General features: G+C 61.2%; 21 protein-coding genes and 3 pseudogenes. 17 read left to right on the forward strand and 7 right to left on the reverse strand.

The features are described 5' to 3' along the window. Together ACI77H_RS06960 and ACI77H_RS06965 are read left to right on the forward strand one after the other, a co-directional pair. Window positions 1–669, forward strand: a complete 669-nt coding sequence (locus ACI77H_RS06960; RefSeq protein WP_407011159.1) for a response regulator transcription factor — start codon at window positions 1–3, stop codon at window positions 667–669. Then, on the forward strand, window positions 666–1979 hold the full coding sequence (locus ACI77H_RS06965; RefSeq protein WP_407011160.1) for a sensor histidine kinase: 1314 nt from the start codon (window positions 666–668) through the stop codon (window positions 1977–1979). The genes ACI77H_RS06960 and ACI77H_RS06965 overlap by 4 nt, the downstream gene beginning before the upstream one ends. Window positions 1980–2102: 123 nt before the next feature. Here the strand turns inward: ACI77H_RS06965 and ACI77H_RS06970 are convergent, their stop codons facing one another. Next, the gene (locus ACI77H_RS06970; protein ID WP_407011552.1) at window positions 2103–2858 is read right to left on the reverse strand and encodes a methyl-accepting chemotaxis protein; all 756 of its coding nucleotides are present in this window, start codon (window positions 2856–2858) and stop codon (window positions 2103–2105) included. Window positions 2859–2960: 102 nt separating this feature from the next. Continuing rightward, window positions 2961–4250, reverse strand: a pseudogene (locus tag ACI77H_RS06975) (HAMP domain-containing protein); the annotation flags it as partial. A 359-nt stretch (window positions 4251–4609) separates the two neighbouring features. Between ACI77H_RS06975 and ACI77H_RS06980 the strand changes: the two are divergent. The 3 genes and pseudogenes from ACI77H_RS06980 to ACI77H_RS06990 form a co-directional block, all read left to right on the forward strand. After that, window positions 4610–5926, forward strand: a complete 1317-nt coding sequence (locus ACI77H_RS06980; protein ID WP_407011553.1) for a Na+/H+ antiporter family protein — start codon at window positions 4610–4612, stop codon at window positions 5924–5926. A gap of 239 nt (window positions 5927–6165) precedes the next feature. Further along, window positions 6166–6936 (forward strand): annotated as a pseudogene (locus tag ACI77H_RS06985) (cache domain-containing protein); the annotation flags it as partial. Between the two features lie 315 nt (window positions 6937–7251). After that, a pseudogene (locus tag ACI77H_RS06990) lies at window positions 7252–7842 on the forward strand (methyl-accepting chemotaxis protein); the annotation flags it as partial. A 127-nt stretch (window positions 7843–7969) separates the two neighbouring features. Here the strand turns inward: ACI77H_RS06990 and ACI77H_RS06995 are convergent. Continuing rightward, window positions 7970–8905: a LysR family transcriptional regulator gene (locus ACI77H_RS06995; RefSeq protein WP_407011162.1), complete on the reverse strand. Its 936-nt coding sequence runs from the start codon at window positions 8903–8905 to the stop codon at window positions 7970–7972. A 176-nt stretch (window positions 8906–9081) separates the two neighbouring features. Between ACI77H_RS06995 and ACI77H_RS07000 the strand changes: the two genes are divergently transcribed. The 3 genes from ACI77H_RS07000 to ACI77H_RS07010 all read left to right on the forward strand — a co-directional run bounded on the left by ACI77H_RS07000 (window position 9082) and on the right by ACI77H_RS07010 (window position 10380). Further along, on the forward strand, window positions 9082–9567 hold the full coding sequence (locus ACI77H_RS07000; RefSeq protein ID WP_407011164.1) for a DMT family transporter: 486 nt from the start codon (window positions 9082–9084) through the stop codon (window positions 9565–9567). Continuing rightward, the gene (locus ACI77H_RS07005) at window positions 9567–10022 is read left to right on the forward strand and encodes a DMT family transporter (RefSeq protein WP_407011165.1); all 456 of its coding nucleotides are present in this window, start codon (window positions 9567–9569) and stop codon (window positions 10020–10022) included. Before ACI77H_RS07000 ends, ACI77H_RS07005 begins: the two co-directional genes overlap by 1 nt. A gap of 193 nt (window positions 10023–10215) precedes the next feature. Continuing rightward, window positions 10216–10380, forward strand: coding sequence for a metallothionein (locus ACI77H_RS07010; protein ID WP_407011167.1), 165 nt, complete (start codon window positions 10216–10218; stop codon window positions 10378–10380). A gap of 113 nt (window positions 10381–10493) precedes the next feature. Here ACI77H_RS07010 and ACI77H_RS07015 read toward each other — a convergent pair whose 3' ends face one another. Continuing rightward, window positions 10494–10721, reverse strand: coding sequence for a DUF6555 family protein (locus ACI77H_RS07015; protein ID WP_407011168.1), 228 nt, complete (start codon window positions 10719–10721; stop codon window positions 10494–10496). Between the two features lie 145 nt (window positions 10722–10866). On the opposite strand from ACI77H_RS07015, the gene ACI77H_RS07020 reads away from it, so the two are divergent. The 5 genes from ACI77H_RS07020 (at window position 10867) to mnmH (ending at window position 15200) form a co-directional block, all read left to right on the forward strand. Further along, window positions 10867–11637, forward strand: coding sequence for an AraC family transcriptional regulator (locus ACI77H_RS07020; RefSeq protein ID WP_407011169.1), 771 nt, complete (start codon window positions 10867–10869; stop codon window positions 11635–11637). 92 nt (window positions 11638–11729) lie between these two features. Beyond that, window positions 11730–11903, forward strand: a complete 174-nt coding sequence (locus ACI77H_RS07025) for a DUF1427 family protein (RefSeq protein WP_008035179.1) — start codon at window positions 11730–11732, stop codon at window positions 11901–11903. A gap of 31 nt (window positions 11904–11934) precedes the next feature. After that, window positions 11935–12891: a zinc-binding alcohol dehydrogenase family protein gene (locus ACI77H_RS07030; protein WP_407011170.1), complete on the forward strand. Its 957-nt coding sequence runs from the start codon at window positions 11935–11937 to the stop codon at window positions 12889–12891. Window positions 12892–13062: 171 nt separating this feature from the next. Continuing rightward, a complete protein-coding gene (gene selD, locus ACI77H_RS07035) occupies window positions 13063–14097 on the forward strand; it encodes a selenide, water dikinase SelD (protein WP_407011172.1) in 1035 nt (344 codons plus the stop codon). After that, on the forward strand, window positions 14097–15200 hold the full coding sequence (mnmH, locus tag ACI77H_RS07040) for a tRNA 2-selenouridine(34) synthase MnmH (protein WP_407011173.1): 1104 nt from the start codon (window positions 14097–14099) through the stop codon (window positions 15198–15200). The genes selD and mnmH overlap by 1 nt, the downstream gene beginning before the upstream one ends. A 165-nt stretch (window positions 15201–15365) precedes the next feature. Here the strand turns inward: mnmH and ACI77H_RS07045 are convergent, their stop codons facing one another. Further along, a complete protein-coding gene (locus ACI77H_RS07045) occupies window positions 15366–16040 on the reverse strand; it encodes a histidine phosphatase family protein (protein ID WP_407011174.1) in 675 nt (224 codons plus the stop codon). Between the two features lie 368 nt (window positions 16041–16408). Here ACI77H_RS07045 and ACI77H_RS07050 point away from each other — a divergent pair, with 368 nt between their 5' ends. The 3 genes from ACI77H_RS07050 (at window position 16409) to hemB (ending at window position 19189) form a co-directional block, all read left to right on the forward strand. After that, window positions 16409–17107, forward strand: coding sequence for a glutathione binding-like protein (locus ACI77H_RS07050; RefSeq protein ID WP_407011175.1), 699 nt, complete (start codon window positions 16409–16411; stop codon window positions 17105–17107). Window positions 17108–17140: 33 nt separating this feature from the next. Next, entirely contained in the window at window positions 17141–17983 is an 843-nt protein-coding gene (locus tag ACI77H_RS07055) for a PhzF family phenazine biosynthesis protein (RefSeq protein WP_407011177.1), read from the forward strand. Between the two features lie 231 nt (window positions 17984–18214). Then, on the forward strand, window positions 18215–19189 hold the full coding sequence (hemB, locus tag ACI77H_RS07060; protein WP_407011178.1) for a porphobilinogen synthase: 975 nt from the start codon (window positions 18215–18217) through the stop codon (window positions 19187–19189). A 123-nt stretch (window positions 19190–19312) separates the two neighbouring features. Here the strand turns inward: hemB and ACI77H_RS07065 are convergent, their stop codons facing one another. After that, window positions 19313–20848, reverse strand: coding sequence for an FAD-dependent oxidoreductase (locus ACI77H_RS07065; RefSeq protein ID WP_407011180.1), 1536 nt, complete (start codon window positions 20846–20848; stop codon window positions 19313–19315). A 220-nt stretch (window positions 20849–21068) separates the two neighbouring features. On the opposite strand from ACI77H_RS07065, the gene ACI77H_RS07070 reads away from it, so the two are divergent. Then, window positions 21069–22163 (forward strand): DUF1615 domain-containing protein, encoded by a 1095-nt coding sequence (locus tag ACI77H_RS07070; protein WP_407011181.1) that lies wholly within the window; start codon window positions 21069–21071, stop codon window positions 22161–22163. 78 nt (window positions 22164–22241) lie between these two features. On the opposite strand, the gene ACI77H_RS07075 is transcribed toward ACI77H_RS07070, so the two are convergent. After that, window positions 22242–22682: a phage infection protein gene (locus ACI77H_RS07075; RefSeq protein WP_407011182.1), complete on the reverse strand. Its 441-nt coding sequence runs from the start codon at window positions 22680–22682 to the stop codon at window positions 22242–22244. Window positions 22683–22812: the final 130 nt, after the last annotated feature.

Raw genomic sequence — 22812 nt, forward strand, 5'->3', positions numbered from 1 at the left:
ATGCGATTGCTGCTGGTGGAAGACCATGTGCCCCTGGCCGACGAACTGATGGCCGGTCTCAACCGCCAGGGCTATGCCGTGGACTGGCTGGCCGACGGTCGCGACGCGGTGTATCAGGGCAGCAGCGAACCGTATGACCTGATCATCCTTGACCTCGGTCTGCCCGGTTTGCCGGGGCTCGACGTATTGGCGCAATGGCGCGCGGGCGGGCTGGCCACGCCAGTGCTGATCCTCACCGCGCGCGGTTCCTGGGCCGAACGGATCGAAGGCCTCAAGGCCGGTGCCGACGATTACCTGACCAAACCTTTCCACCCTGAAGAGCTGCATTTGCGCATTCAGGGGTTGTTGCGCCGTTCCCATGGCCAGGTCAATCAACCGACGCTGCAGTCGGCCGGATTGCACCTGGACGAAGGCCGCCAATGCGTGACTCGCGACGGCGCCGACATCCAGCTCACTGCCGCGGAGTTTCGCCTGCTGCGCTACTTCATGCTGCACCCCGAGCAGATCCTCTCCAAAAGCCACCTCGCCGAACACCTCTACGACGGTGAAACCGAACGCGACTCCAACGTGCTGGAAGTCCACGTCAATCACCTGCGGCGCAAGCTCGGGCGCAGCGTGATCGAAACCCGTCGCGGCCAGGGTTACCTGTTCGGCGGGCAAGCGCAGTGAGGTCGATCCAGCGCCGCTTGAGTCTGGGGCTGATCAGCGTGATGGTGGTCGTTGGCCTGGTGCTGGCGCAAACCAGTCTTTGGCTGTTTGAAATGGGTTTGCAGCGTTACCTCGAGGCGGGACTGCGCAATGACAGCGAAGACTTGCTGGTGGCGCTGGTGCGCGGGCCGCAGGGCTTGCAGCTGGATGAGCGACATCTGTCACCAGCCTATCTGCGGCCGTTTTCCGGGCATTACTTCCGCATCGATTTTGCCGACAGCCATTGGCGCTCCCGTTCGTTGTGGGATCAGGAATTGCCGCGACTCGAACATCCAGGCCTGCACAGCAACCTGCAACTGGGACCGGAAGGCCAGCAGTTGTTGGTCTTGCGTTCGGACTATCGCCGACTCGGCCAGTCGATCTCCATCAGCGTCGCCCAGGACTACACACCGGTGCGCGACAGTTTCAAGCGCATGCAGCAAGTTGGCCTGGGCCTGGGGTTGGCGGGACTGCTGCTGATTCTGCTGTTGCAGCGGATCACCGTGCGCCGCGCCTTGCGGCCACTGGAAAAGGCTCGCGAGCAGATTGCTCAGTTGCAGCAAGGCCAGCGTTCGCAACTGGATGATCAGGTGCCGGTGGAACTTGAGCCGCTGGTGGCGCAGATCAACCATTTGCTCGCCCACACCGAAGACAGCCTCAAGCGTTCGCGCAATGCGCTGGGCAACCTTGGGCACGCCTTGAAAACCCCGCTGGCGGTGTTGTTGAGCGTGGCGTCCAGCGACAAACTCGACGCCCATCCCGAGCTGCGCAAGCTCCTCAAAGACCAATTGGAACAGGTTCAACAACGCCTCAATCGCGAACTCAACCGCGCGCGGCTGTCCGGCGATGCCCTGCCGGGGGCGCTGTTTGATTGCGATGCGCAACTGCCAGGATTGCTCGCCACGTTGCACATGATCCACGGCGAACACCTTGAACTGAGCTATCGCGCGCCGGCCGGTTTGCAGTTGCCGTGGGATCGCGAAGACTTGCTGGAACTGCTGGGCAACCTGCTGGACAACGCCTGCAAATGGGCGGATGCCGAGGTTCGCTTAAGCGTGGTCGAGACGGCCGCAGGGTTTGAATTAAGTGTGGAAGATGATGGGCCGGGGATTCCCGAAGAGCAGCGCGACCAAGTGTTCAGCCGGGGCACGCGGCTGGATGAGCAGACGGATGGGCATGGGTTGGGGCTGGGGATTGTGCGCGACATTGTCGACACATGGGGCGGGGTGTTGCGGCTGGAGGAGAGCGAGTGGGGCGGGTTGAAGGTTGTCATCGAATTGCCCAAACGCTGATACCAATCTCAAAATCAACGCTTTACTGCAGGAGCCGGCTTGCCGGCGATGGCGTCCTCAACATCGCCATCGCTGGCAAGCCAGCTCCTACAGGTTCCATGTCATCGGCGAGAATCGGTTAAATCAGACGCGGAACTGATCCATCAGACTCTGCTGCTGATTCGCCAGGCTATTCAACGACTGGCTCACCCGCGCCGACTCATTCGCCTGTCCCGACAACGATTCGGTCACGTCCCGGATCGTCGCCACGTTGTTGTTGATCTCTTCCGCCACCGCGCTTTGCTCTTCCGCCGCCGAGGCAATCTGCAGGTTCATGTCGCTGATCACCGTCACGGCGTCGCCAATCTGGCGCAACGCCGTCACGGCCTGGCCCACTTGCTCGACGCTGCCCTGAGCCTGACGGTGGCTGTTGTTCATCGACCCCACCACATCCTGCGTGCCGTTCTGCAACTGCTCGATCACCAGACGGGTTTCCTCCACAGACTCCTGAGTCCGCCGCGCGAGGTTGCGCACTTCGTCGGCGACCACGGCAAAACCGCGCCCGGCCTCACCGGCTCGGGCCGCTTCGATCGCGGCGTTGAGGGCCAGCAGGTTGGTCTGTTCGGCGATGGCGCGGATCACTTCCAGTACCGAGCCGATTTTCTCGCTGTTGGCCGCCAGGCCTTCGACCTGCACCATCGCTGCGCTCATGTCGGCGGCGAGGTTGTCGATGCTGGTGGTGGTCTGGTCGATCACGGTCAAGCCTCGGCGGGTGGCGTGATCGGCATCGCGCGCCGCTTGTGCCGCTTGCGCGGCGCTGCGGGCAACGTCCTGGGCGGTGGCACTCATTTCGTGGGAGGCGGTCGCCACTTGATCGACCTGACGGTATTGCTGCTCCATCCCGGCGCTGGTCTGCGTGGCGATGGCAGAAGACTGGTCCGCGGTGCTGCGCGCGTCCTGCACTGAGCGTTTCACTTCGGCGATGATCGGTTGCAACTTGTCGAGGAAGCGGTTGAACCAGCCGGCCAACTGGCCCAGTTCATCCTTCTTGTCGTAAGCCAGGCGCCGGGTCAGGTCACCCTCACCACTGGCGATGTCTTCGAGCATGTGCGCCACGCCGAGGATCGGTCGGGTCACGCTGCGCGCCATCAGCCACACCAGCAACAGGCCGATCAATGCGGCCAGCACACCGAGGCCGAGTTCGACCAAGGTGCCGGCGGTGTTGCTTTCATCGAGTTGTTTTTTCAGGGCTTCAGCGGGGCCGATCAGGACTTTTTCCGGCACGTCGAGCAACACGCCCCACGACTTGCCACCGGGGATCGGCAGGAACGGCGACAGCACTTTCAATTGCCGGTTGCTGTGCAGGCTGGTGGTTTTGCTGCTGTTGGCGAGCAGGCGGATCAGTTCGGCGCCGTTGGTTTTATCCACCGCGTCCAGGCGCTGGCTGAGTTTGCTGGCGTCCGGGCTGTAGCCGGCGAGCAAACCGGCCGGGCTGATGATGCTGACGTTGGTCTGGCCGTCATAAAGTTTCTTGCTCGCGCCCTGACTGACCGCTTGCAGGCTGTTGAGGTTGATGTCCACCGACAGCGATGCGATGACTTTGCCATTGACCATCAGCGGGAACACGATGCTGGTCATCAGCACGTTCTGGCCGTCGATTACATAGAAGTAGGGTTCGATCACACAGGGCTTGAGCGAGGTGCGCGGGCAGGTGAACCAGGCGTTGGCGGGCTCGCCGCTGGGGCCGGTGCTGGTATCGGCCATGTCAGTTTCGGGCAGCGCCATCGACGTCACCTTGCCGGGTGTCGGTTGTGACCAGTAGAGCGCGAAACGGCCCTTGTCGTTACTGCCCAGTTCAGCCTGGCCGGCGAACAGGTCGTCCTTGCCGTCCAGCGCATTGGGTTCGAACACCAGCGACAGGCCGAGCAGTTCCGGGTTGGCTTGCAGCGCAGACTTGACCTGGCGGGTCAGGTCTTCACGCAGGTCGAAGGCGTCGAGGAAGCGCTTCTCGGCCTGGTCGCGCAGGAACAACACCTGACGCGAAAAGCCGTGGCCATATTGATAGGCGTCCATGAACTGCTGGCGAATACTCAACGCCTGGTTTTCGCCCTGGGATTCGATCCGGGCCTGGGCGGCGTCATTGAGCATCTCCATGCTCGAGGCTTTCACCAGCTCGGAGCTGTGCTCCATGCGATACAGGGAAAGACCTACCAGCAAGGTCACGATACCGGCCAGGCAAAGCCCGGCCAGCAGGGTGATTTTCCATTGAATGGAAAGTTGTCTGAGCGACATGGAGACGTCCTTATTCGATAAATATCTGAGACTTTGCACTATAGCGGCCGCAAATCCGCTTTCTTTATGCCGTTAAACGAATAACAGGCACGTTCGAAATCCCAGCCTTACGCAAACCTCTGTAGGCGCTGGCTTGCCGGCGATGACGGGCTTGAGATCGCTGCATAATTCATGGGCCTCATCGCTGGCAAGCCAGCTCCTACAGGGGGCGTGCGCGTAGCGTTCTGGCCGTTGGCTTTGACAAGGCGCTGACCGTCCGGCACAGTGCGCGCCCTCTAATAAAACCCATTCCTTATCCCGCTGGCGCCTCTGTGCAGACTGCCGGCCGGGCTCATTTCGCTTGCCTTGAGGTAACGATGATTAATGCTGTAATTGCCGCGGTCGGCATCATGCTGGTCCTCAGCCTGTCCCGCGTGCACGTGGTGATCGCGCTGATTATTGGCGCGCTGGTGGGCGGTTTGACCGGTGGCCTGGGCATCGACGCCACACTGAAAGCGTTCAACAGCGGCCTCGGTGGCGGGGCCACGGTGGCTTTGTCGTATGCCTTGCTCGGCGCGTTTGCGGTGGCGATTGCCAAGTCCGGCCTGGCCCATGCGCTGGCGGACAAGGCCCTGGCGATGGTCGACCGCCAGCACGCCAACGGTGGCGGTTCGGTCAAATGGTTGCTGATCGGCCTGCTGTGGGTAGTGGCCATTGCCTCGCAAAACATTCTGCCGATACATATCGCCTTTATTCCGTTGCTGGTACCGCCGCTGTTGTATGTGCTGACCAAGCTGCAACTGGATCGGCGGTTGATTGCCTGCGTCATGACCTTCGGCCTGATCACGCCGTACATGTTTCTGCCAGTGGGCTTCGGCAACATCTTCCTCAATGAAATCCTGCTGGCCAATGTGGCCCGCAGCGGTGTTGATATCAGCGGCATCAACGTCACCCATGCCATGGGCATTCCGGCGCTGGGCATGGTGGTGGGGCTGGCGGCAGCGTTTATCAGCTACCGCAAGAAACGCGTCTATGACCTGGAAAAGATCGAACAGGTCGAACAGGTCGCGGTGCAGTACAACCCGCTGAGCCTGATGGTTGCGGGTGTGGCCATCGCGGCGGCGTTCATTATTCAGCTGCTGCTGGACTCGATGATTATCGGTGCCCTGGCCGGCTTTTTGATCTTCTCGGTGTCGGGCATTGTGAAGTGGCGCGACACCGATGACTTGTTCACCGAAGGCATGAAGATGATGGCGATGATCGGTTTCATCATGATCGCCGCCTCGGGGTTTGCCGAAGTGATGAAGGCCACCGGCCAGGTACAGACGCTGGTGGAGGCTTCGGCGTCGTGGATTGGCCACAGCAAAGGCGTCGGTGCGCTGCTGATGTTGCTGGTGGGTCTGCTGGTGACCATGGGCATCGGTTCGTCGTTTTCCACCGTGCCGATTCTGGCGGCGATTTTCGTGCCGCTGTGCGTGCAGCTGGGGTTCAGCCCGATCGCGATCGTGTGCATCGTCGGCACCGCCGGCGCGCTGGGCGACGCCGGTTCGCCTGCTTCTGACTCGACGCTGGGCCCGACGTCCGGCCTGAACATCGACGGTCAGCATCACCACATCTGGGACACCGTGGTCCCGACCTTCCTGCATTACAACCTGCCGCTGCTGGCGTTTGGCTGGGTGGCGGCGATGGTCCTCTGATTCCAACCTGCCCGACGATGGTGGCTGCGAAAACGCCATCGCCGGCAAGCCGGACGCCTACAGGTCCGAGGTGTCGGTTGAATCAGCTTTGATCGCGCAATCTGTAGGAGCCGGCTTGCCGGCGATGGCAATTTCAAAGAGGCCATCGCCGGCAAGCCGGACGCCTACAGTTTTGCGTTGGCGTGCCGTTAAAGCCTTTAACCACGCCAATAAAATCAACAGAGTGAACCGTCATGCGCATGAGCCTGAAGGCTAAAGTCCTGTCCCTTGCCGTCCTCCCGGTGTTGCTCTTTGCGTTGGTCATCAGCCTGACCACGTTGTTCGTTCTGCAGGAACAGGCCCGCAAAGAAGTCGAGGAGACGCGCCAGCGCCTGCTCAGCGACGCCAAGGCCACCCTGCAAAGTTACGTGGCCGTGGCCATGACCGCGATCAAACCGCTCTACGACGCTGCAGCCCCTGGCGATGACGCGGCGCGGGCCCAGGTGATCAAATTGCTGTCGAGCATCAGCTACGGCAAGGAAGGTTACTTCTTCGGCTATGACTCCAACACTGTGCGCCTGTTCAAGGCCAACAGCCCCGAAGGCGTGGGCCAGAGCTTCAAGGACAACCGCGATCCGAACGGTGTCTACGTCAACCGCGACCTGGTGAAAGTCGCCAAGGACGGCACTCATTACCTGCAGTACAGCTCGCCATTGCCTGGCAACACTCAGGTGCTGGTGCCGAAACTCGGCTACACCGAATACCTGCCGAAGTGGGACATGGCCTTTGGTACTTCGGTCAACCTCGACGGTATCGAAGCGCAGGTGGCCGTGGTCGAAGCCAAGGTCCAGGAGCGCATGGCAGGCGTGTTGCTGAGCATTATCGGCATCGCCGTGGTTGTTCTGTTAGTGATCGCCGCCGCCGGGATGCTGCTGGCCAACACCATCCTGCGTCCGCTGAACCTGATGAAAGCCAACCTCGATGACATCGCGGCGGGCGAGGGCGACCTGACCCGGCGCCTGACCATCACCAGCCAGGATGAACTCGGCCAACTCGCTGGCTCGTTCAACCGGTTCGTCGACAAGATCCACGGCCTGGTGCGCCAGATCACCGAAATGACTTCGCAACTGACGGGGCTGGTGAATCAGGTGTCCGATCAGGCCCAGCGCTCGGATCAGGCGATGGAGCGTCAGCGTCACGAGACCGATCAGGTGGCCACGGCGATCAACGAAATGTCGGCGGCCGCGCAGGAAGTGGCGAAAAGTGCACAAAACGCGGCAGTGGCGGCGCAGCAGACTGACGAAGAAGGCCAGACGGCCAAGCGTGTGGTGGCTGGCAGCATCGTGAAGATTCATGCGTTGGTCGACGACATTCGCAGCAGCGGCGTATCGCTCGATAGCCTGCAAAAAGACGTGTCTTCGATTGTCAGCGTGCTCGGGGTGATCCGTTCGATTGCCGAGCAAACCAACCTGTTGGCACTCAACGCTGCGATTGAAGCGGCCCGTGCCGGTGAGGCCGGTCGTGGCTTTGCGGTGGTGGCCGACGAAGTGCGGGCGTTGGCCAGCCGCACGCAAATCAGCACCCAGGAAATCCAGGGCATGATCGACCGCTTGCAGGCCGGCACTCAGTCGGCGGTGGAAGCGATGCGCCGTTCCAGCGAGGCCGGCGACGGCACGTCCGCACAGGCCAACGAAGCCGGCGCGTCGCTCGACACCATGGCGCAGTTGATCGGCACCATCAACTCGATGAACGCGCAGATCGCCAGCGCTGCCGAAGAGCAAACCGCCGTGGCCGAAGAGATCAACCGCAGCGTGCATCAGATCGCAGTGGCCGTGGATAACGTGGCCGACGAAACCCAACTCGGCGCCCAGACCTCCCGCAGCCTGGCTGACCTGGGTCAGCGCCTGGGCAAACTGGTCGGCCAGTTCCGCATCTGACACCCCAAAAAAACCTGTGGGAGCGGGCTTGCCCGCGATGGCGGCGGTACATTCAATATCAATGTTGGCTATGCGGACCTCATCGCGGGCAAGCCCGCTCCCATAGGGTATTGCGTTGTTGCAGGTTCTACGGCCTGTCCCAATACGGCACGGTGCCGAAGCATTCGACAAAAAAATCAATCACCGTGCGCACCTTGACCGACAACCGCCGGCTCCCGGGCCAGAGCACGGCGATCTGTTGCGGTTCGAGGCTGTTGGACACCTGATACGCCCCCAGCACCGGCACCAGCGTGCCGTTGTGCAGCGCTTCACCAATCAGCCATGACGGAAACATCACCAGGCCCAGCCCCTGTTCGGCGGCCTGGGTGAGCGTGTCGGCATGGTTGCCGGTGATCGGGCCTTTCACCGAGTAGGGCGTCCAGTCCTGCTGATCACGCCGAAAGAACCAACGCTGCTGGCCGGCCACGCCTTTGTAGGCCAGGCACTGATGCGCCGCGAGGTCTTCGGGATGTAACGGTGTGCCATGGCGTTTCAAGTAAGTCGGGCTCGCCGCCACCTGAAAGCGCTGCGGCGCCAGAATCCGTGCCTGCATGCCCGAGTCGTGCAGCGGGCCGATGCGAAACAGCAGGTCGGCACCTTCCTGTACCGGCGCGACGTAGCTGTCGGTCTGTTGGATATCCAGCTGCAATTTCGGGTAACGCTCGCACAGTTGCCCCAGCCACGGCGTCAGGTGGCGCTGGCCGAATACCACCGGCGCATTGATCCGCACCAGCCCGCTGGGTTCGCTTTGCTGTTCCTGCAAGGCTTGTTCGGCTTCCTCCAGTTGCACCAGCACCAACCGCGCATGGTGGCCGAGCATTCGTCCGGCTTCGGTCGGCGAGACGGCGCGGGTGTGGCGGTAGAGCAATTGCTGACTCAGCGCCTGTTCCATCAATTGGATCTGTCGCGAAATCGACGACGGCGCCAAGCCCTCGCGACGGGCGACTTCAGAGAAACTGCCGTGGTCGAGTACGGCGACAAACAGCCGAAGTGCCTTGAATCCCAATTCGTTGAGGCCGTGCATGACGATTCCTGCTGTGCGAGTTACGCAAAGGTGTTGTCGGTATGATCCCGTTTATCGCAAAGCAGCGCCAGCCGATAATGCGCGCCTATTCCACTGGCAACGCGAATCACCTGTAGGAGCCAGCAATCCGGCTCCTGCACGGGACCGCGCTTTGATCATTAACACAGGTGTTCCTTATGCAATCTTCTTCAATCGACATCGCTGCAACACCAGCGACCAAACCGGGGTTGCGGCTTTTACTGTTGCCTCTGGTGATCCTCGCCGGCATGGGGCTTTCCGTGGAGGCCGGTCTGCTCGGCCCCCTCGGCGTCCAGGTCGGGCACTTGTGGGCGACGCTGAGTATCTTCGGCGTCGGCTCGGCAATCCTGTTTTTCCTGCTGTTGCTGAGTGGTCCGAAAAAAGGTCCGGCCTTTAGCGACTTGCCGCGCTGGCAACTGCTCGGTGGTTTCCTCGGGCCGATGTACGTGGTGGTACTGACCCTGGCCACGCCGTACATCGGCATTGCGATGACGATGATCGCGATCCTGTCCGGGCAGGTCGGTAAAAGCGTGTTGATCGACCACTTCGGCTGGTTCGGCGCCACCCGTAAAAAGGTCAACGGTGAACGTTGGCTGGCCTTGCTGCTGATTGTTGCGGCACTTGTTCTGATTGCGCGGGGTTGATGATGAATCTGATTATTTTGTTGGCGGTGGTCGTGGCCGCCGGTGCGGTGTTGAGTGTTCAGGCGGCCATTAACGGGCGCCTGGGTGAAACGGTCGGTGTGCTGCGCAGCAGTTTGCTGACGTTCGTGGTTGGCGCGGTGAGCACCGGGTTGCTGATCCTGTTTTTCGAGCCGACCCAGGCCATGAGCCTGCTGGACGTGCCGAAATGGCAACTCAGCGGCGCGCTGTTCGGCGTGGTGTACATGATGGTGATGGTGGGAGCGGTACCGCGGGTGGGGACGGCGGTGGCGACGGTCGCGGTGATCGTCGGGCAGTTGGGCATGGGGATGCTGATCGATAATTTCGGTTGGCTGGGCAATCCGCAGATCGAGCTGTCTGGCAGCCGGATTCTGGCGATGGTGCTGCTCGGGTTGGCGTTGGTGTTGATGTATCGCAGCAATTCCCGCCAGGTCTGACCGCTGTTGATTTTCTGTAGGAGCAAGCTTGCTCGCGATGCAGACGCCGCGGTGTTTCAGGAATACCGCGTTATCGTTCATCGCGAGCAAGCTTGCTCCTACAGTTGTCATGCGTCGTTTGTGGCAACTCCTACACTGGTAAGACGGGTCGAAGCGGCAGATCCCGACGACCACCACCTCAGGAGTCAGACTCATGATCGATAGTGAAAGTACCTGCGACTGCCCGAAATGTAACTGCAAGCTGGGCCAGCATCCGATTGCGCGCCACGGCAAACATTACTGCTGCGAAGCCTGCGCCAAGCACCATGAACACGGTGAAGCATGCGCGAGCAAAGGCTGCAAGTGCGCCCAGCGCTGACTGTAGGCGCGAGCTTGCTCGCGATAGGCGTCAACGATAACGCGTGTTTTTTGAATGTACGCGCCACTCTCAAGGCCATCGCGAGCAAGCTCGCTCCTACAAAAGAAGGGTCGTTAACTCGCTGGCCGCCACGTTACGTTTTCCACGCCGAATTTTTCCGCCATCGGTTTACTGGTCTTTTGCACTTTCTCCCGTCCAAAACGCGGGATCCGGCCCACGCCAGCGTCGCAACTCGCCCAATGCCAAGCCTCCGCATTGTCCATTTTGTCCAGGCGAATGATGAAAGACCTGGGGTCGCCATGAAGGGTGTATTCAATGACGAAAAGTTTTGCGTTGTTCATAAAACCCGTATTCCTCCCTGTGGTATTAAAAGGATCATTTGGGGGGCGGAAAATTCAGTCGGATTTTCAGACGGCTGCGGCCAGTGGCGACAAGGAGAGCGGCTGGTTACCATGCATTTTCTGAAAACCCCAATGATTGCTGCCCATGGCCCTCGCCGCACCCCCCGACCTGAGTGACACCGATGTGCCCGTGCAACCGCTGGCGCGCACCTATCCGCGCGGGTTGTTCATCGAGCCCCATGAGCATGCCTGGGGCCAGTTGTTATATGCGATGAGCGGGGTGATGTGGGTCGAAACGCCACATGAGGCGCTGGTGGTGCCGCCGCAACGGGCGGTATGGCTGCCACCGGGCGTGCCCCACGGCATTCGCGTGGTTTCGGACCTGCAGATGCGCAACATTTATCTGCGGCCGACATTGGCGGCGACGCTGGATGCCACGGTTCAGGTGATCGAAGTGGGCGGCTTGCTGCGTGAACTGATCGTCGGGCTGGTGGAGCAGGGCGACAAAGGCGCAGCGGAGTATTACGAGGCGCTGGTCGGCCTGGCGTTGCTGGAGCTCAGGCGAGCCAAGCGTTCTCTACTGAAAATTCCGTTGCCGGATGATTCCGACCGGCGCCTGATGAACCTGTGTCAGGCGGTCATGGCCGCACCCTCGCTGGACGTTCCCTTCGAACAACACGCGGAAAACGCCGGGGCCAGCGTGCGCACCCTGGCGCGGCTGTTCAAGGACAGTCTGGGCATGGGCTTCGCCGAGTGGCGGCGACAGGTGCAACTGGCGACCGCCGTCGCGGAGTTGATCCAGGGCGTGCCGGTCAGTGCGATTGCCCGGGAGCTGGGCTATTCGCCGAGCAGCTTCAGTGACATGTTCCGTCGGGAACTGGGGGTTGCGCCTTCGCAGTTCTGCACGACTCTGTAGTGTTTTGGCCGATATTCAGAAGCACTTGGCCGATGCTCGCTGATACCGGTCTTTAGACTTTGGGCATACCTCAATTGCCCACGGAGTCTGTCATGAGCTACCTCATCTCGCTGGTCATCGGTCTGGGCGTCGGTTTGCTTTACGGCGCGCTGGATTTTCGTTCCCCCGCACCACCGGCCATCGCGCTGGTGGGCCTTTTGGGCATGCTCGCCGGTGAAAAGTTATGGCCCATGGGGCGGCAACTGGTCACTGGCTGGATCTCCTGAATTCTCCTTCCCCTGTTCGATGGACACTCCCATGAAAGCATTGCAGTTCGATAAAACCGGCGACCTCTCGGCCCTGCGCTATGTCGAGGTTCCGACCCCCGTGCCCGGCGTCGATGACGTGCTGGTGCAAATCAAGGCCGCCGGCCTCAATCCCAGCGATGTGAAGAATGTGCTGGGGCGTTTTCCCTACACCACGTTGCCGCGGATTCCCGGGCGTGATTTTGCGGGTGTAGTCGTCGAAGGCCCGCAGGCGTTGATCGGCCAGGAAGTGTGGGGCACCGGCCGTGAATTGGGCTTTTTCGCCGACGGCTCCCATGCGCAGTTCGTCAAATTGCCGGCCAACGGCGTGGCGCGCAAACCGACGCACCTGAGTTTTGCCCAGGCCGCCAGCCTCGGCGTGCCTTACACCACGGCCTGGGATGCGCTGGAGCGCAGCCTGGTGAACGCACAAACGCGGTTATTGGTGATCGGCGGCGGGGCGGTTGGCAGTGCCGCGTTGGCGTTGGCCAAAGTACGTGGCGCTCAGGTGTTGGCGGCGGCGCGGCGGCCGGAGCAGGTCAAGGACTTGCAGGCTCAGGGGTATCAAACGTTGCAACTGGATAAACCCGAGGACTTGGGAGCACAGGTCAACGCGGTCTACACCGGCGGCGCCGACGTGATTTTTGACACCACCGGGTTCTGGCTACCGGCCTCCGTCCCCGCGTTGGCTACGTTCGGCCGCATCGCAATCATCGCCGCGCCGGTGGACGGCCTGGTGCAGTTGCCGGCCCTGGCGCTGTACCGCAAGGGCGGTTCGGTGGTGGGGATCAACTCGCTTCTGTACGGGGTACAAGCGTGCGCGGCGATGCTCGATCAGTTCGGCCGGTTCTTCGATCAGGACCTGTTGCCGTTGCCGCAAGGGTTGCTCGAATCGCCATTGGCCGAAGGGCTGGAACGTTATGCGGAAGTGAATCAGGGCAGTGGCGACAAGGTGATTTTGTTGCCGTAACTCAACCCCTGCGGGAGCTGGCTTGCCAGCGATGGCGGCTTCGGCAGCGATGCAAGCCTCAAGCGCCTCATCGCTGGCAAGCCAGCTCCCACAGGGTTTTGTCGTTCGTTAAAGCCCCTGAAAATGACCTTGCTGTAGACTCGTCCGCACCGACTTCACAAGGTGCACCCGATGAGCGAGCCGATCCGTTTGACCCAATACAGCCACGGCGCAGGCTGTGGCTGCAAGATTTCCCCCCAGGTGCTGGAAGTGATTCTGGCCGGCAGCGGGGCGCAGAACCTTGACCCCCGGCTCTGGGTCGGCAATGCCTCGCGCGATGACGCGGCGGTGTATGCCATCGATGAAGAGCGCGGCGTGGTCTCGACCACCGATTTCTTTATGCCCATCGTCGACGATCCGTTCGATTTCGGTCGCATCGCCGCCACCAATGCCATCAGCGACATCTACGCCATGGGCGGCGATCCGCTGATGGCCATCGCGATCCTCGGCTGGCCGGTGAATGTGCTGGCACCGGAGATTGCCCGGGAAGTGATTCGCGGTGGGCGTTCGGTGTGCGATGAAGCCGGCATCCCGTTGGCGGGCGGGCACTCCATCGATGCGCCGGAGCCAATCTTCGGCCTGGCCGTTACCGGCCTGGTGGAAAAGCGCCATATGAAGCGCAACGACACGGCCACCGCCGGTTGCCTGCTCTACCTCACCAAGCCCCTGGGCATCGGTATCCTCACCACTGCTGAGAAGAAGGGCAAGTTGCGCCACGCCGACATCGGCCTGGCGCGCGACTGGATGTGCACCCTGAACAAACCCGGCAGCCGTTTCGGCAGGCTCGACGGCGTGACCGCGATGACCGATGTCACCGGTTTCGGCCTGCTCGGGCACCTGGTGGAAATGGCCGACGGCAGCAACCTCACGGCGCGCGTCGAATACGACCGCGTGCCGCGCCTGCCGGGTGTCGAGTACTACCTCGACCAGGGTTGCGTGCCGGGCGGGACGCTGCGCAATTTCGACAGCTACGCCAGCAAACTCGGGCGACTGCAGGAAATGCACAAACTCGTGCTCTGCGATCCGCAAACCAGTGGTGGTCTGCTGGTGGCGGTCACGCCCGAGGGCAACGATCAATTCCTCAGCGTCGCTGCCGAACTGGGCCTGACCCTTGCGCCGATCGGTGAACTGGTCGAGCGACAGACGAACGCGGTCGAGGTGTTTTGATGTCCAGCGATTTCACCGATTACCGCGACATTTTCCTCAATGACCGGCCGATGATGGATACCCGCGCGCCGGTCGAATTCATCAAGGGTTCCTTCCCCGGAGTGATCAATCTGCCGCTGATGAACGACAGCGAGCGGCAGCGGGTCGGCACTTGCTACAAGCAGCAGGGCCAGCAGGCGGCCATTACGTTGGGGCATCAGTTGGTGTCTGGCGAGATCCAGGCCGCGCGAATTCAGGCCTGGGCCGATTTTGCCCGGGCTCATCCCGAGGGGCTTTTGTATTGTTTTCGCGGTGGCTTGCGCTCGCAGATCGTTCAGCAATGGCTGAAGAGTGAGGCGGGTATCGATTATCCGCGGGTCGGCGGTGGCTACAAGGCCATGCGTAGTTTCCTGTTGGAGACGATCGATCAGACGATGGCTCAATGTGATTTCGTCCTGCTGGGCGGCATGACCGGGACCGGCAAGACCGAAGTGCTCACGCAGCTGCGTAACGGCCTGGACCTTGAAGGCCACGCCAACCATCGCGGCTCCAGTTTCGGCAAGCGCGCCACGGGCCAGCCGTCCAACATCGATTTTGAAAACCGCCTGGCCGTGGCCGTGCTGAAGAAGCGCAGCCGCGGTATCGAGCAGTTTGTGCTGGAAGACGAAAGCCGTGCGATCGGCAGTTGCGCGCTGCCGTTGGCGTTGTATCAGGGCATGCAGCATTTTCCGATGGTCTGGCTTGAAGACAGCCTTGCAGGGCGCGTTGAACGCATCCTGCGTGACTACGTGGTGGACTTGTCTGCCGAGTTCAACGACGTGCATAGCGAAGAAGGTTTCGGGCTGTTTTCCGAGCGCTTGCTGGCGAGCCTGAACAACGTTCAGAAGCGACTGGGTGGCGAGCGTCATCGGCGGATGTTGATCCTGATGGAGGATGCGCTGGCGGAGCAGGCGCGCAGCGGGGCGGTGGATTTGCACCGAGGCTGGATTGAAGGGTTGCTGGGTGAGTATTACGACCCGATGTATGCGTTTCAGCGTGAGAAGAAGGGGGCACGGATCGAGTTTGCCGGGGAGCGAGGGGCGGTTATTGAGTACCTGTGCGAGCGGGGCAGTCTGCGAGGGTGAGGGTGTATCGGCGGGCCCCTTCGCGGGCAAGCCCGCTCCCACGGGAGATTGTGTCGAACACAAATCTGCGTTCCGCCACCGATCACTGTGGGAGCGGCGGTGCGACGATTCGACTTGCCCGCGATGAGGCCCTGACAGACGCTAAAAAATCTGAACCATCAACCCTCAAGTCGGGCAGGTTTCCCGACCGTTATCCAGGCCTTGCTTGTAGCTGTGGCTTTGCAGGCTGGCCTTGCCGTTGTGCCAGGTCAGGGTAAGTACATACAGCGAGTCGTAGTCGCTGGACTCCCAGTCATCGGTGATGATCTGTTTCTTGCCGACCGCTTCGCCGGCGACCTTGTTGATCAGCTCGGGCAGGTAGCCGTGTGACCACGCGGTGTAGATCACCGAGTTGTGGTACTTGTCATGGAGCAGCTCGTCGGCCAGGTCGCTGGTGTCGTTGGCCGAGAAGTTGATGTTCACCGGCAAACCGAGCTTGATGGCGCTGGGGCTGATGGTCATCAGGGGACGAATGTAGCTGTAGGAATTATCCAGCTCGCCTTCCTCGACATTGCGCGTCGGGTTGGCCGCAAACACGTAGTTGGCCTTGCCGAATTTTTCCGGGAGCAGGGTGGCCAGATCGATGGCGCGGTTCAGGCCCTGGCAATTGAGCTGGCCGAGGCCGCCGGCGGGTTTTTCCGCGTGGCGCAGGAACACCAGCGTCTGGGTGCCGTCAGCCGGCTGGGCGCGGCTTTCACGAACTTCAAACGACAAGAACAGCGCACTGATTGCCAACAGGGAGGGCAGCACGACATACGCGCGATGCTTGAAGCGTTGGACCAGTTTCATAAGGTTCATCATGGAATAAGGGTTTCTTCAGCGCATTCGGTTAAGGCTGACAAACCTTTACACCCCGCGCTCCCAGCGTCGGGTGTTTTCCATGTCGATGATCCGGTCCGTTTCCGAAAGGGCAACACTCAGAGTCCACTGAGGCCCGTTTGGTTCGATTCCGGCGGCGTGCGCAGCAATCTACCGATAACCATGAACGGGTTGGAGCAAAGGTTATCGACAGGATGTTGCGGATTTATGGACACAGTACACGGGGCGGTCGCTGGGGACGGCGGCAATCCATTGATCTTGCTAATCATCAATATCGATACGCCGGACATCGCAGCCTGCGGTCACTCACACTATGATCGTGTCTCTCAATCTCTTCGTGGATCCTTGCGATGACCGATCTGTCTGCGTTCCCCATCACCCAAAAATGGCCAGCCCAATACCCTGAGTGGATTCAGCTCTACTCACTGCCGACCCCCAACGGCGTCAAGGTGTCGATCATGCTGGAAGAGATCGGCCTGCCCTACGAGCCGCATCGCGTGGGCTTCGACACCAATGATCAGCTGTCGCCCGAGTTTCTGTCGCTGAACCCCAACAACAAGATCCCGGCGATCCTCGACCCCCACGGCCCGGGCGACCAGCCGCTACCGTTGTTCGAATCCGGGGCGATTCTGATTTACCTCGCCGACAAGAGCGGGCAATTGCTGGCCCAGGAGTCGGCGGCGCGTTACGAGACGATCCAGTGGCTGATGTTTCAGATGGGGGGGATCGGGCCAATGTTTGGCCAGCTCGGTTTTTTCAATAAATTTGCCGGCAAGGATTACGAAGACAAACGTCCTCGGGATCGCTATGTCGAGGAAAGTAAACGTTTGTTAAAAGTGCTTGATGGACGTCTGCAGGGACGTGAGTGGATCATGGGCGAGCGTTACACCATCGCCGACATCGCGACATTCCCGTGGGTGCGTAACCTGATCGGCTTCTATGAGGCGGGCGATCTGGTAGGCATCAAGGATTTCCCGAACGTGACGCGGGTGCTGGAGCGCTTCCTGGCGCGGCCGGCAGTGATGCGCGGGCTGGAAATTCCCAAGTAGGACCTTTCGATTCCACCAAGACCAAGGCAGGCCATGCACGCATTCGATTTCAAGCAAGTAGATGTCTTCAGCCGCGTCGCGCTCAAGGGCAATCCGTTGGCCGTGGTGTTCGGCGCCGACGAGCTCAGCGATGAGCGCATGGCGGCGTTCGCCACGTGGACCAACCTCAGTGAAACCACGTTCATCCTCGCGCCGCAGGACCCTCGGGCCGATTACCGGGTGCGGATTTTCACCACCCTGAACGAATTGCCGTTCGCCGGTCACCCGACCCTGGGCACTTGTCATGCCTGGCTCGAAGCCGGTGGCGTGCCCAAGGGCGAGGAGATCATTCAGGAATGCGGCGTCGGCCTGGTGCGGGTGCGTCGACAAGGCGTCGAGCTGGCTTTTCTCGCACCACCACTGCTCAAGACCGGGCCGGTGGAGGCCGATGTCATGGCGCGCGTGCGGCGCGGGCTCAGGCTGGAACCGGACGCCATTGTGCGGGCGCAGTGGGTTGATAACGGTGCGGGCTGGCTGGCGGTGATGGTCGAGGATCGCCAGCAGGTGCTGGATCTGCAACCAGACCATACGCAGATGCTTGGCCTCGCGGTTGGCGTGATCGCGCCGTGGCATCCCGAGCGTGACGGCGATGACGCACAGTTCGAAGTGCGCGCGTTCATCTCCGGCGACGGCATGCCGGAAGACCCCGCCACCGGCAGCTTGAATGCCGGCATCGCGCAATGGCTGCTCAGCGAAGGGCTGGCGCCGGCGTCCTACGTGGTCAGTCAGGGTCTGACCATGGGTCGCGCGGGACGTATCCAGGTCGAGCAGGTGGGCGATGAGATCTGGATTGGCGGTTCCGTCGTGACCTGTATCTCCGGAACCCTGACGCTATGACCTGTGGGAGCGGGCTTGCCCGCGATGAGGCCGGATCATCCAGCATCTATGTTGACTGACCCACCGCTGTCGCGAGCAAGCTCGCTCCCACAGTGTTTTGTGTGGATGCGGTAATTGTTGCCAACAGGTAATGGATTTTCCTCCGCCGAGGTTTGTCACTGATAGCACACAGGGCATAAGCTTTCGCCCCCTACGACGTTCGTCTCGTCCCCGTTTTTTCAGGAAACCCCCATGTCCAGCCAGTTCCCCGAAGCACGTCCACGCCGTCTGCGCCGCAATGCGAGCCTGCGCAGCCTGTTCCAGGAAACCGAATTTAGCCTGAACGATCTGGTGCTGCCGATTTTCGTCGAGGAAGAAATCGACGACTTCGTGCCGATCAAGAGCATGCCCGGCGTGATGCGCATTCCGGAATCGAAACTGGCCGGCGAGATCGAGCGCTATGCCCGTGCTGGGATCAAGTCGGTAATGACCTTCGGCGTGTCCCATCATCTGGACAGCAGCGGCAGCGACACCTGGAGCGACAATGGCCTGGTCTCGCGCATGTCGCGCATCGCCAAGGACGCAGTGCCGGACATGATCGTGATGTCCGACACCTGCTTTTGTGAGTACACCAGTCACGGTCACTGCGGCGTGCTGCACAACTACGAAGTCGACAACGACCAGACCCTGATCAACCTCGGCAAACAAGCCGTCGCGGCGGCCCGTGCCGGTGCCGATGTGATCGCGCCGTCGGCGGCCATGGATGGCCAGGTGCAGGCGATTCGCCGGGCGCTGGATGACGCCGGTTTCACCCAGACCGCGATCATGGCCTATTCGACCAAATTCGCCTCGGCGCTTTACGGCCCATTCCGTGAAGCCGGCGGCAGCGCGCTCAAGGGCGACCGCAAAAGCTATCAAATGAACCCGATGAACCGCCGCGAAGCGGTGCGTGAATCGCTGATGGACGAGCAGGAAGGCGCCGACGCACTGATGGTCAAACCGGCCGGCGCGTACCTCGACATCATCCGTGACATTCGCGAGGTTTCGCGCCTGCCGCTGTCGGCGTATCAGGTCAGCGGCGAGTACGCGATGATCAAGTTCGGCGCACAGGCCGGGGCAATCGATGAGGATCGCGTTGTGCGTGAGAGCCTTGGGGCGATCAAGCGGGCGGGGGCGGATTTGATCTTCACCTACTTCGCGATGGACCTGGCCCTGGCCGGGATCTAAAAAATACACAAAACCTCTGTGGGAGCGGGCTTGCTCGCGATGGCGGTGTATCAGTCAATTCAACTGTCGACTGACACACCGCCATCGCGAGCAAGCCCGCTCCCACATTTGGACTGTGTTGAATCAGTGAGCATCAAAAAACGGCCGTATCCCGCGATCCCGGAAGTACCGCGCGATCACCTTCGGATCCGAGCACGTCTCGGCAATCGCCACGTAGGTATCCGGCCGCAACAAATAAAACCCGTTGCGCCCAAGGCCGGCCGTTTCAAACGCCGGCCGCCAGTCAAACACATGCAACGGCAGATGATGTTCATTGCACCAGGCAATCATTTCGTCGCTGGTGTCGCCGTACACATGCACCTGCCAGCTCGGGCACTTCAACGGCCCGAAATTATCCCCTTCACCGTCGTGCGCCCAAGGCAAGCGGTCACCACCGTGAACATGCCCGGCAACGCCGGTGCTCAACGGCATTCCACGGTAGTTGAGGGTGATCTGCGACACCGTGCGAAACAGGAATTCCCGGGAGGTCTCGAACGAGGCCATTTTCGGCAGCAGAAACGGCGCCAGGCGCGTGCGCAGCAAATCTGCCATGCGTCCTTCGGCGGTGACGAAACTGAATACCCGGTCGGTGGTGGCGACCAGTTTGCGGGCAAACGCGATGCGCTCGGTTTCATACGTGTCGAGCAGATGCGCGGCAGCCGCGCCGCTCAACACGGCGGCGAGTTTCCAGGCGAGGTTGATGGCATCGCCAATCCCGGTGTTCATGCCCTGGCCGCCAGCCGGGCTGTGGACATGGGCCGCGTCGCCCAAGAGAAACGCGCGACCGCTGCGAAAGTGATCGGCCACCCGATGATGCACGCGATAGGTCGAGAACCAGTTCACCTGTTCGATCTGCACCTTCAAGTGGTCGATGGCGCGGTGGCTGACGTCTTCAAACTTCAGGGTTTCGGCGTGCTCGGCGCGTTCGTCACGAACCGTTCCGATCAGCCGCGCGCGACCTTCGCCCGCGAGAGGGAACACCGCGAGAAAGTCTGCTTCATCAAGGTCCAGGTGCAGCTCGCCATTGAACGCCGGACCGCTGGCCCGCACGTCGGCCACATAAAAAATCTGCTGGTAGGTGCCGCCGGGAAATCCGCTGTCGAGGGTTTTGCGTACCAGCGAGCGCGCACCGTCGCAACCGGCGAGGTAACAGGCCTGACAGGTTTCCTGTTGACCATCGGGCAAGCGCAGCCGTGCGGTGATGCCGTCGCCGGTTTCCTCGAAGCTCTCCAGCTCGGTGTTGCGCTCGACCTGGATGCCAAAGGTGTCCAGACGCTCGATCAGCAGCCGCTCATGCTCGTCCTGAGGGAAGATTTCGAGGAACGCGTACGGCGTCAGACCTTCGCCAACCCGACTCAACGGCAAGCGCGCCACGGGTTCACCCTTGACCCAGAAATTGGCCGCCGCCACGCGATGACCGCCCTTAATCACGGCGGCGCCAAGGTCGAGTTGGCAATAGAGTTCCAGTGTGCGGGCCTGCACGGCCAACGCCCGTGAAGTGGTGCCGGGAGCCGAGGTCTTGTCGAGAATCCGCACGCGGATCCCCAATTTGCTTAGCCACAACGCAAGGACTAACCCGGTGGGCCCCGCGCCAATGATCAGGACGTCGCTACGGTTCATGGGATCTCCAGCGCAATGGCCGGCGCCGTGGGATCAGGCGGTGAGCTTTAAGTGAAGGCTATCGATGGCGCCTGCGCCAGCCGGTCTGTCCGTTAAAATCGAGTCAGCCACCGCGAGCAAGCTCGTTCCCACGGGAACAGTGCCGCGTCGGCACAGTCATAGCCTGCGCCATGCGATTGATCGTATGGTTAACCCGGTTCAACGGATCTGATGGAGCGCCATGCAAGCCAATCGATTGATCACGAGCGTCGCGGCGCTGTTGGTGCTGGCCGGTTGCGGGACTCAGCGCACCCAGCAAGCCCCGGCCCGTCAGCCCGACGAGGTCAGGGCCGAGATCGTGCGCCTGCTGCCGGCGAAAACCGTCGATCGCCAAGGCTGGGCCACGGACATCTACGCGGCGTTTGCTGCACAAAAAATTGACCCGTCCACGCAAAACCTGTGCTCGGTGTTGGCGGTCACGGAACAGGAGTCGACCTTTCAGGTGGACCCGCCGGTGCCGGGCCTGGGCAAGATCGCCCGGGATGAAATCGACCGCCGCGCCGCCAAAGTCCACATCCCGGGCCTGCTGGTGAGCGCGGCGCTGCAAGTGCGTTCCAGCACCGGAACAAGCTACAGCGACCGGCTGAATGCCGCGCGCAGTGAAAAGGAATTGAGCGCGATCTTCGATGATTTCATCGGCATGGTGCCCATGGGCCGCACGCTGTTCGGTGGCTTCAATCCGGTGCACACCGGTGGGCCGATGCAGGTCAGCATCGACTTCGCCGAGCAGCAGGCGCGGGATTATCCGTACCCGGTGGACGGCACGATTCGGCATGAAGTGTTCAGCCGTCGCGGCGGTCTGTATTTCGGCATCGCCCACTTGCTGGGTTATCCGGTAAGTTACAAACAGCCGCTGTACCGTTTCGCCGACTTCAACGCCGGTTGGTACGCCAGTCGCAACGCCGCGTTTCAGAACGCGGTGAGCCGTGCTTCGGGGATTCCCCTGGCGCTGGACGGGGATCTGGTGCGCTACGACTCGATCATGCCTGGCACCACGGAACTGGCCGTGCGCACCCTCGGCAAGCAACTGAACCTGCGTAATCCGACCATTCGGGATCAACTGGAGAAGGGCAAAAGTCTCGAGTTCGAGGACAGCACGTTGTATCAGCGGGTTTTCGAATTGGCCGAGCAGGCCGAAGGCCGTTCATTGCCGCGTGCGGTATTGCCGGGGATCGTGTTGCAGAGCCCGAAAATCACCCGAAAACTCACCACAGCGTGGTTTGCCAAACGGGTCGACGAGCGTTATCAGCGCTGCATGGCGCGGGCGGGGAAGTGATCGGTCGCAAAACACGCATAAAAAAACCCGGCGGGTGAGGCCGGGTTTTTTGTCGAGTGTTGCTGCAAAGCCATTCATTCATACCGCGCGGCTTTCGATCAGACGGTCGGAACCACCTTCGGCAACGCGGCTTTCGATCAGACGGTCGGAACCACCTTCGGCAACGCGGCTTTCGATCAGACGGTCGGAACCACCTTCGGCAACGCGGCTTTCGATCAGACGGTCGGAACCACCTTCGGCAACGCGGTTTTCGATCAGACGGTCGGAACCACCTTCGGCAACGCGGCTTTCGATCAGACGGTCGGAACCACCTTCGGCAACGCGGCTTTCGATCAGACGGTCGGAACCACCTTCGGCAACGCGGCTTTCGATCAAACGATCCGAACCACCCTCAGCCACACGACTTTCAATCAGACGATCCGAGCCGCCTTCAGCGACAACCGGGTGAGCAGAGGTAGCGGCAAAAGCGTTAACTGCAAAAACCGAGAAAGCGATGCTGAGGAAGAGTTGGCGTTTCATGGTGGTGTGCTCCGGGGTGTAGTTGTTTGGTATGGAGGCGATGTTACGCCCCGGAGTTTTTAAGAGAACTTCATTGACGTGATGGTGAACATCGACGGCAATGATGGATCGCGGCGCTGGGCTGATCGCG

The organism is Pseudomonas sp. O230 (assembly GCF_045447035.1).
Lineage (GTDB): Bacteria > Pseudomonadota > Gammaproteobacteria > Pseudomonadales > Pseudomonadaceae > Aquipseudomonas.

Coding starts and splice junctions, on each gene's coding strand:
- mnmH (WP_407011173.1), top strand. CDS start 14,097: ATGTCCAGCGATTTCACCGATTACCGCGACATTTTCCTCAATGACCGG.
- ACI77H_RS07065 (WP_407011180.1), bottom strand. CDS start 20,848: ATGAACCGTAGCGACGTCCTGATCATTGGCGCGGGGCCCACCGGGTTA.
- ACI77H_RS07010 (WP_407011167.1), top strand. CDS start 10,216: ATGATCGATAGTGAAAGTACCTGCGACTGCCCGAAATGTAACTGCAAG.
- ACI77H_RS07050 (WP_407011175.1), top strand. CDS start 16,409: ATGACCGATCTGTCTGCGTTCCCCATCACCCAAAAATGGCCAGCCCAA.
- ACI77H_RS07020 (WP_407011169.1), top strand. CDS start 10,867: ATGGCCCTCGCCGCACCCCCCGACCTGAGTGACACCGATGTGCCCGTG.
- ACI77H_RS07005 (WP_407011165.1), top strand. CDS start 9,567: ATGATGAATCTGATTATTTTGTTGGCGGTGGTCGTGGCCGCCGGTGCG.
- ACI77H_RS07075 (WP_407011182.1), bottom strand. CDS start 22,682: ATGAAACGCCAACTCTTCCTCAGCATCGCTTTCTCGGTTTTTGCAGTT.
- ACI77H_RS06960 (WP_407011159.1), top strand. CDS start 1: ATGCGATTGCTGCTGGTGGAAGACCATGTGCCCCTGGCCGACGAACTG.
- selD (WP_407011172.1), top strand. CDS start 13,063: ATGAGCGAGCCGATCCGTTTGACCCAATACAGCCACGGCGCAGGCTGT.
- ACI77H_RS07015 (WP_407011168.1), bottom strand. CDS start 10,721: ATGAACAACGCAAAACTTTTCGTCATTGAATACACCCTTCATGGCGAC.
- ACI77H_RS07045 (WP_407011174.1), bottom strand. CDS start 16,040: ATGATGAACCTTATGAAACTGGTCCAACGCTTCAAGCATCGCGCGTAT.
- hemB (WP_407011178.1), top strand. CDS start 18,215: ATGTCCAGCCAGTTCCCCGAAGCACGTCCACGCCGTCTGCGCCGCAAT.
- ACI77H_RS07070 (WP_407011181.1), top strand. CDS start 21,069: ATGCAAGCCAATCGATTGATCACGAGCGTCGCGGCGCTGTTGGTGCTG.
- ACI77H_RS07000 (WP_407011164.1), top strand. CDS start 9,082: ATGCAATCTTCTTCAATCGACATCGCTGCAACACCAGCGACCAAACCG.
- ACI77H_RS07030 (WP_407011170.1), top strand. CDS start 11,935: ATGAAAGCATTGCAGTTCGATAAAACCGGCGACCTCTCGGCCCTGCGC.
- ACI77H_RS06995 (WP_407011162.1), bottom strand. CDS start 8,905: ATGCACGGCCTCAACGAATTGGGATTCAAGGCACTTCGGCTGTTTGTC.
- ACI77H_RS07055 (WP_407011177.1), top strand. CDS start 17,141: ATGCACGCATTCGATTTCAAGCAAGTAGATGTCTTCAGCCGCGTCGCG.
- ACI77H_RS07025 (WP_008035179.1), top strand. CDS start 11,730: ATGAGCTACCTCATCTCGCTGGTCATCGGTCTGGGCGTCGGTTTGCTT.
- ACI77H_RS06970 (WP_407011552.1), bottom strand. CDS start 2,858: ATGGAGCAGCAATACCGTCAGGTCGATCAAGTGGCGACCGCCTCCCAC.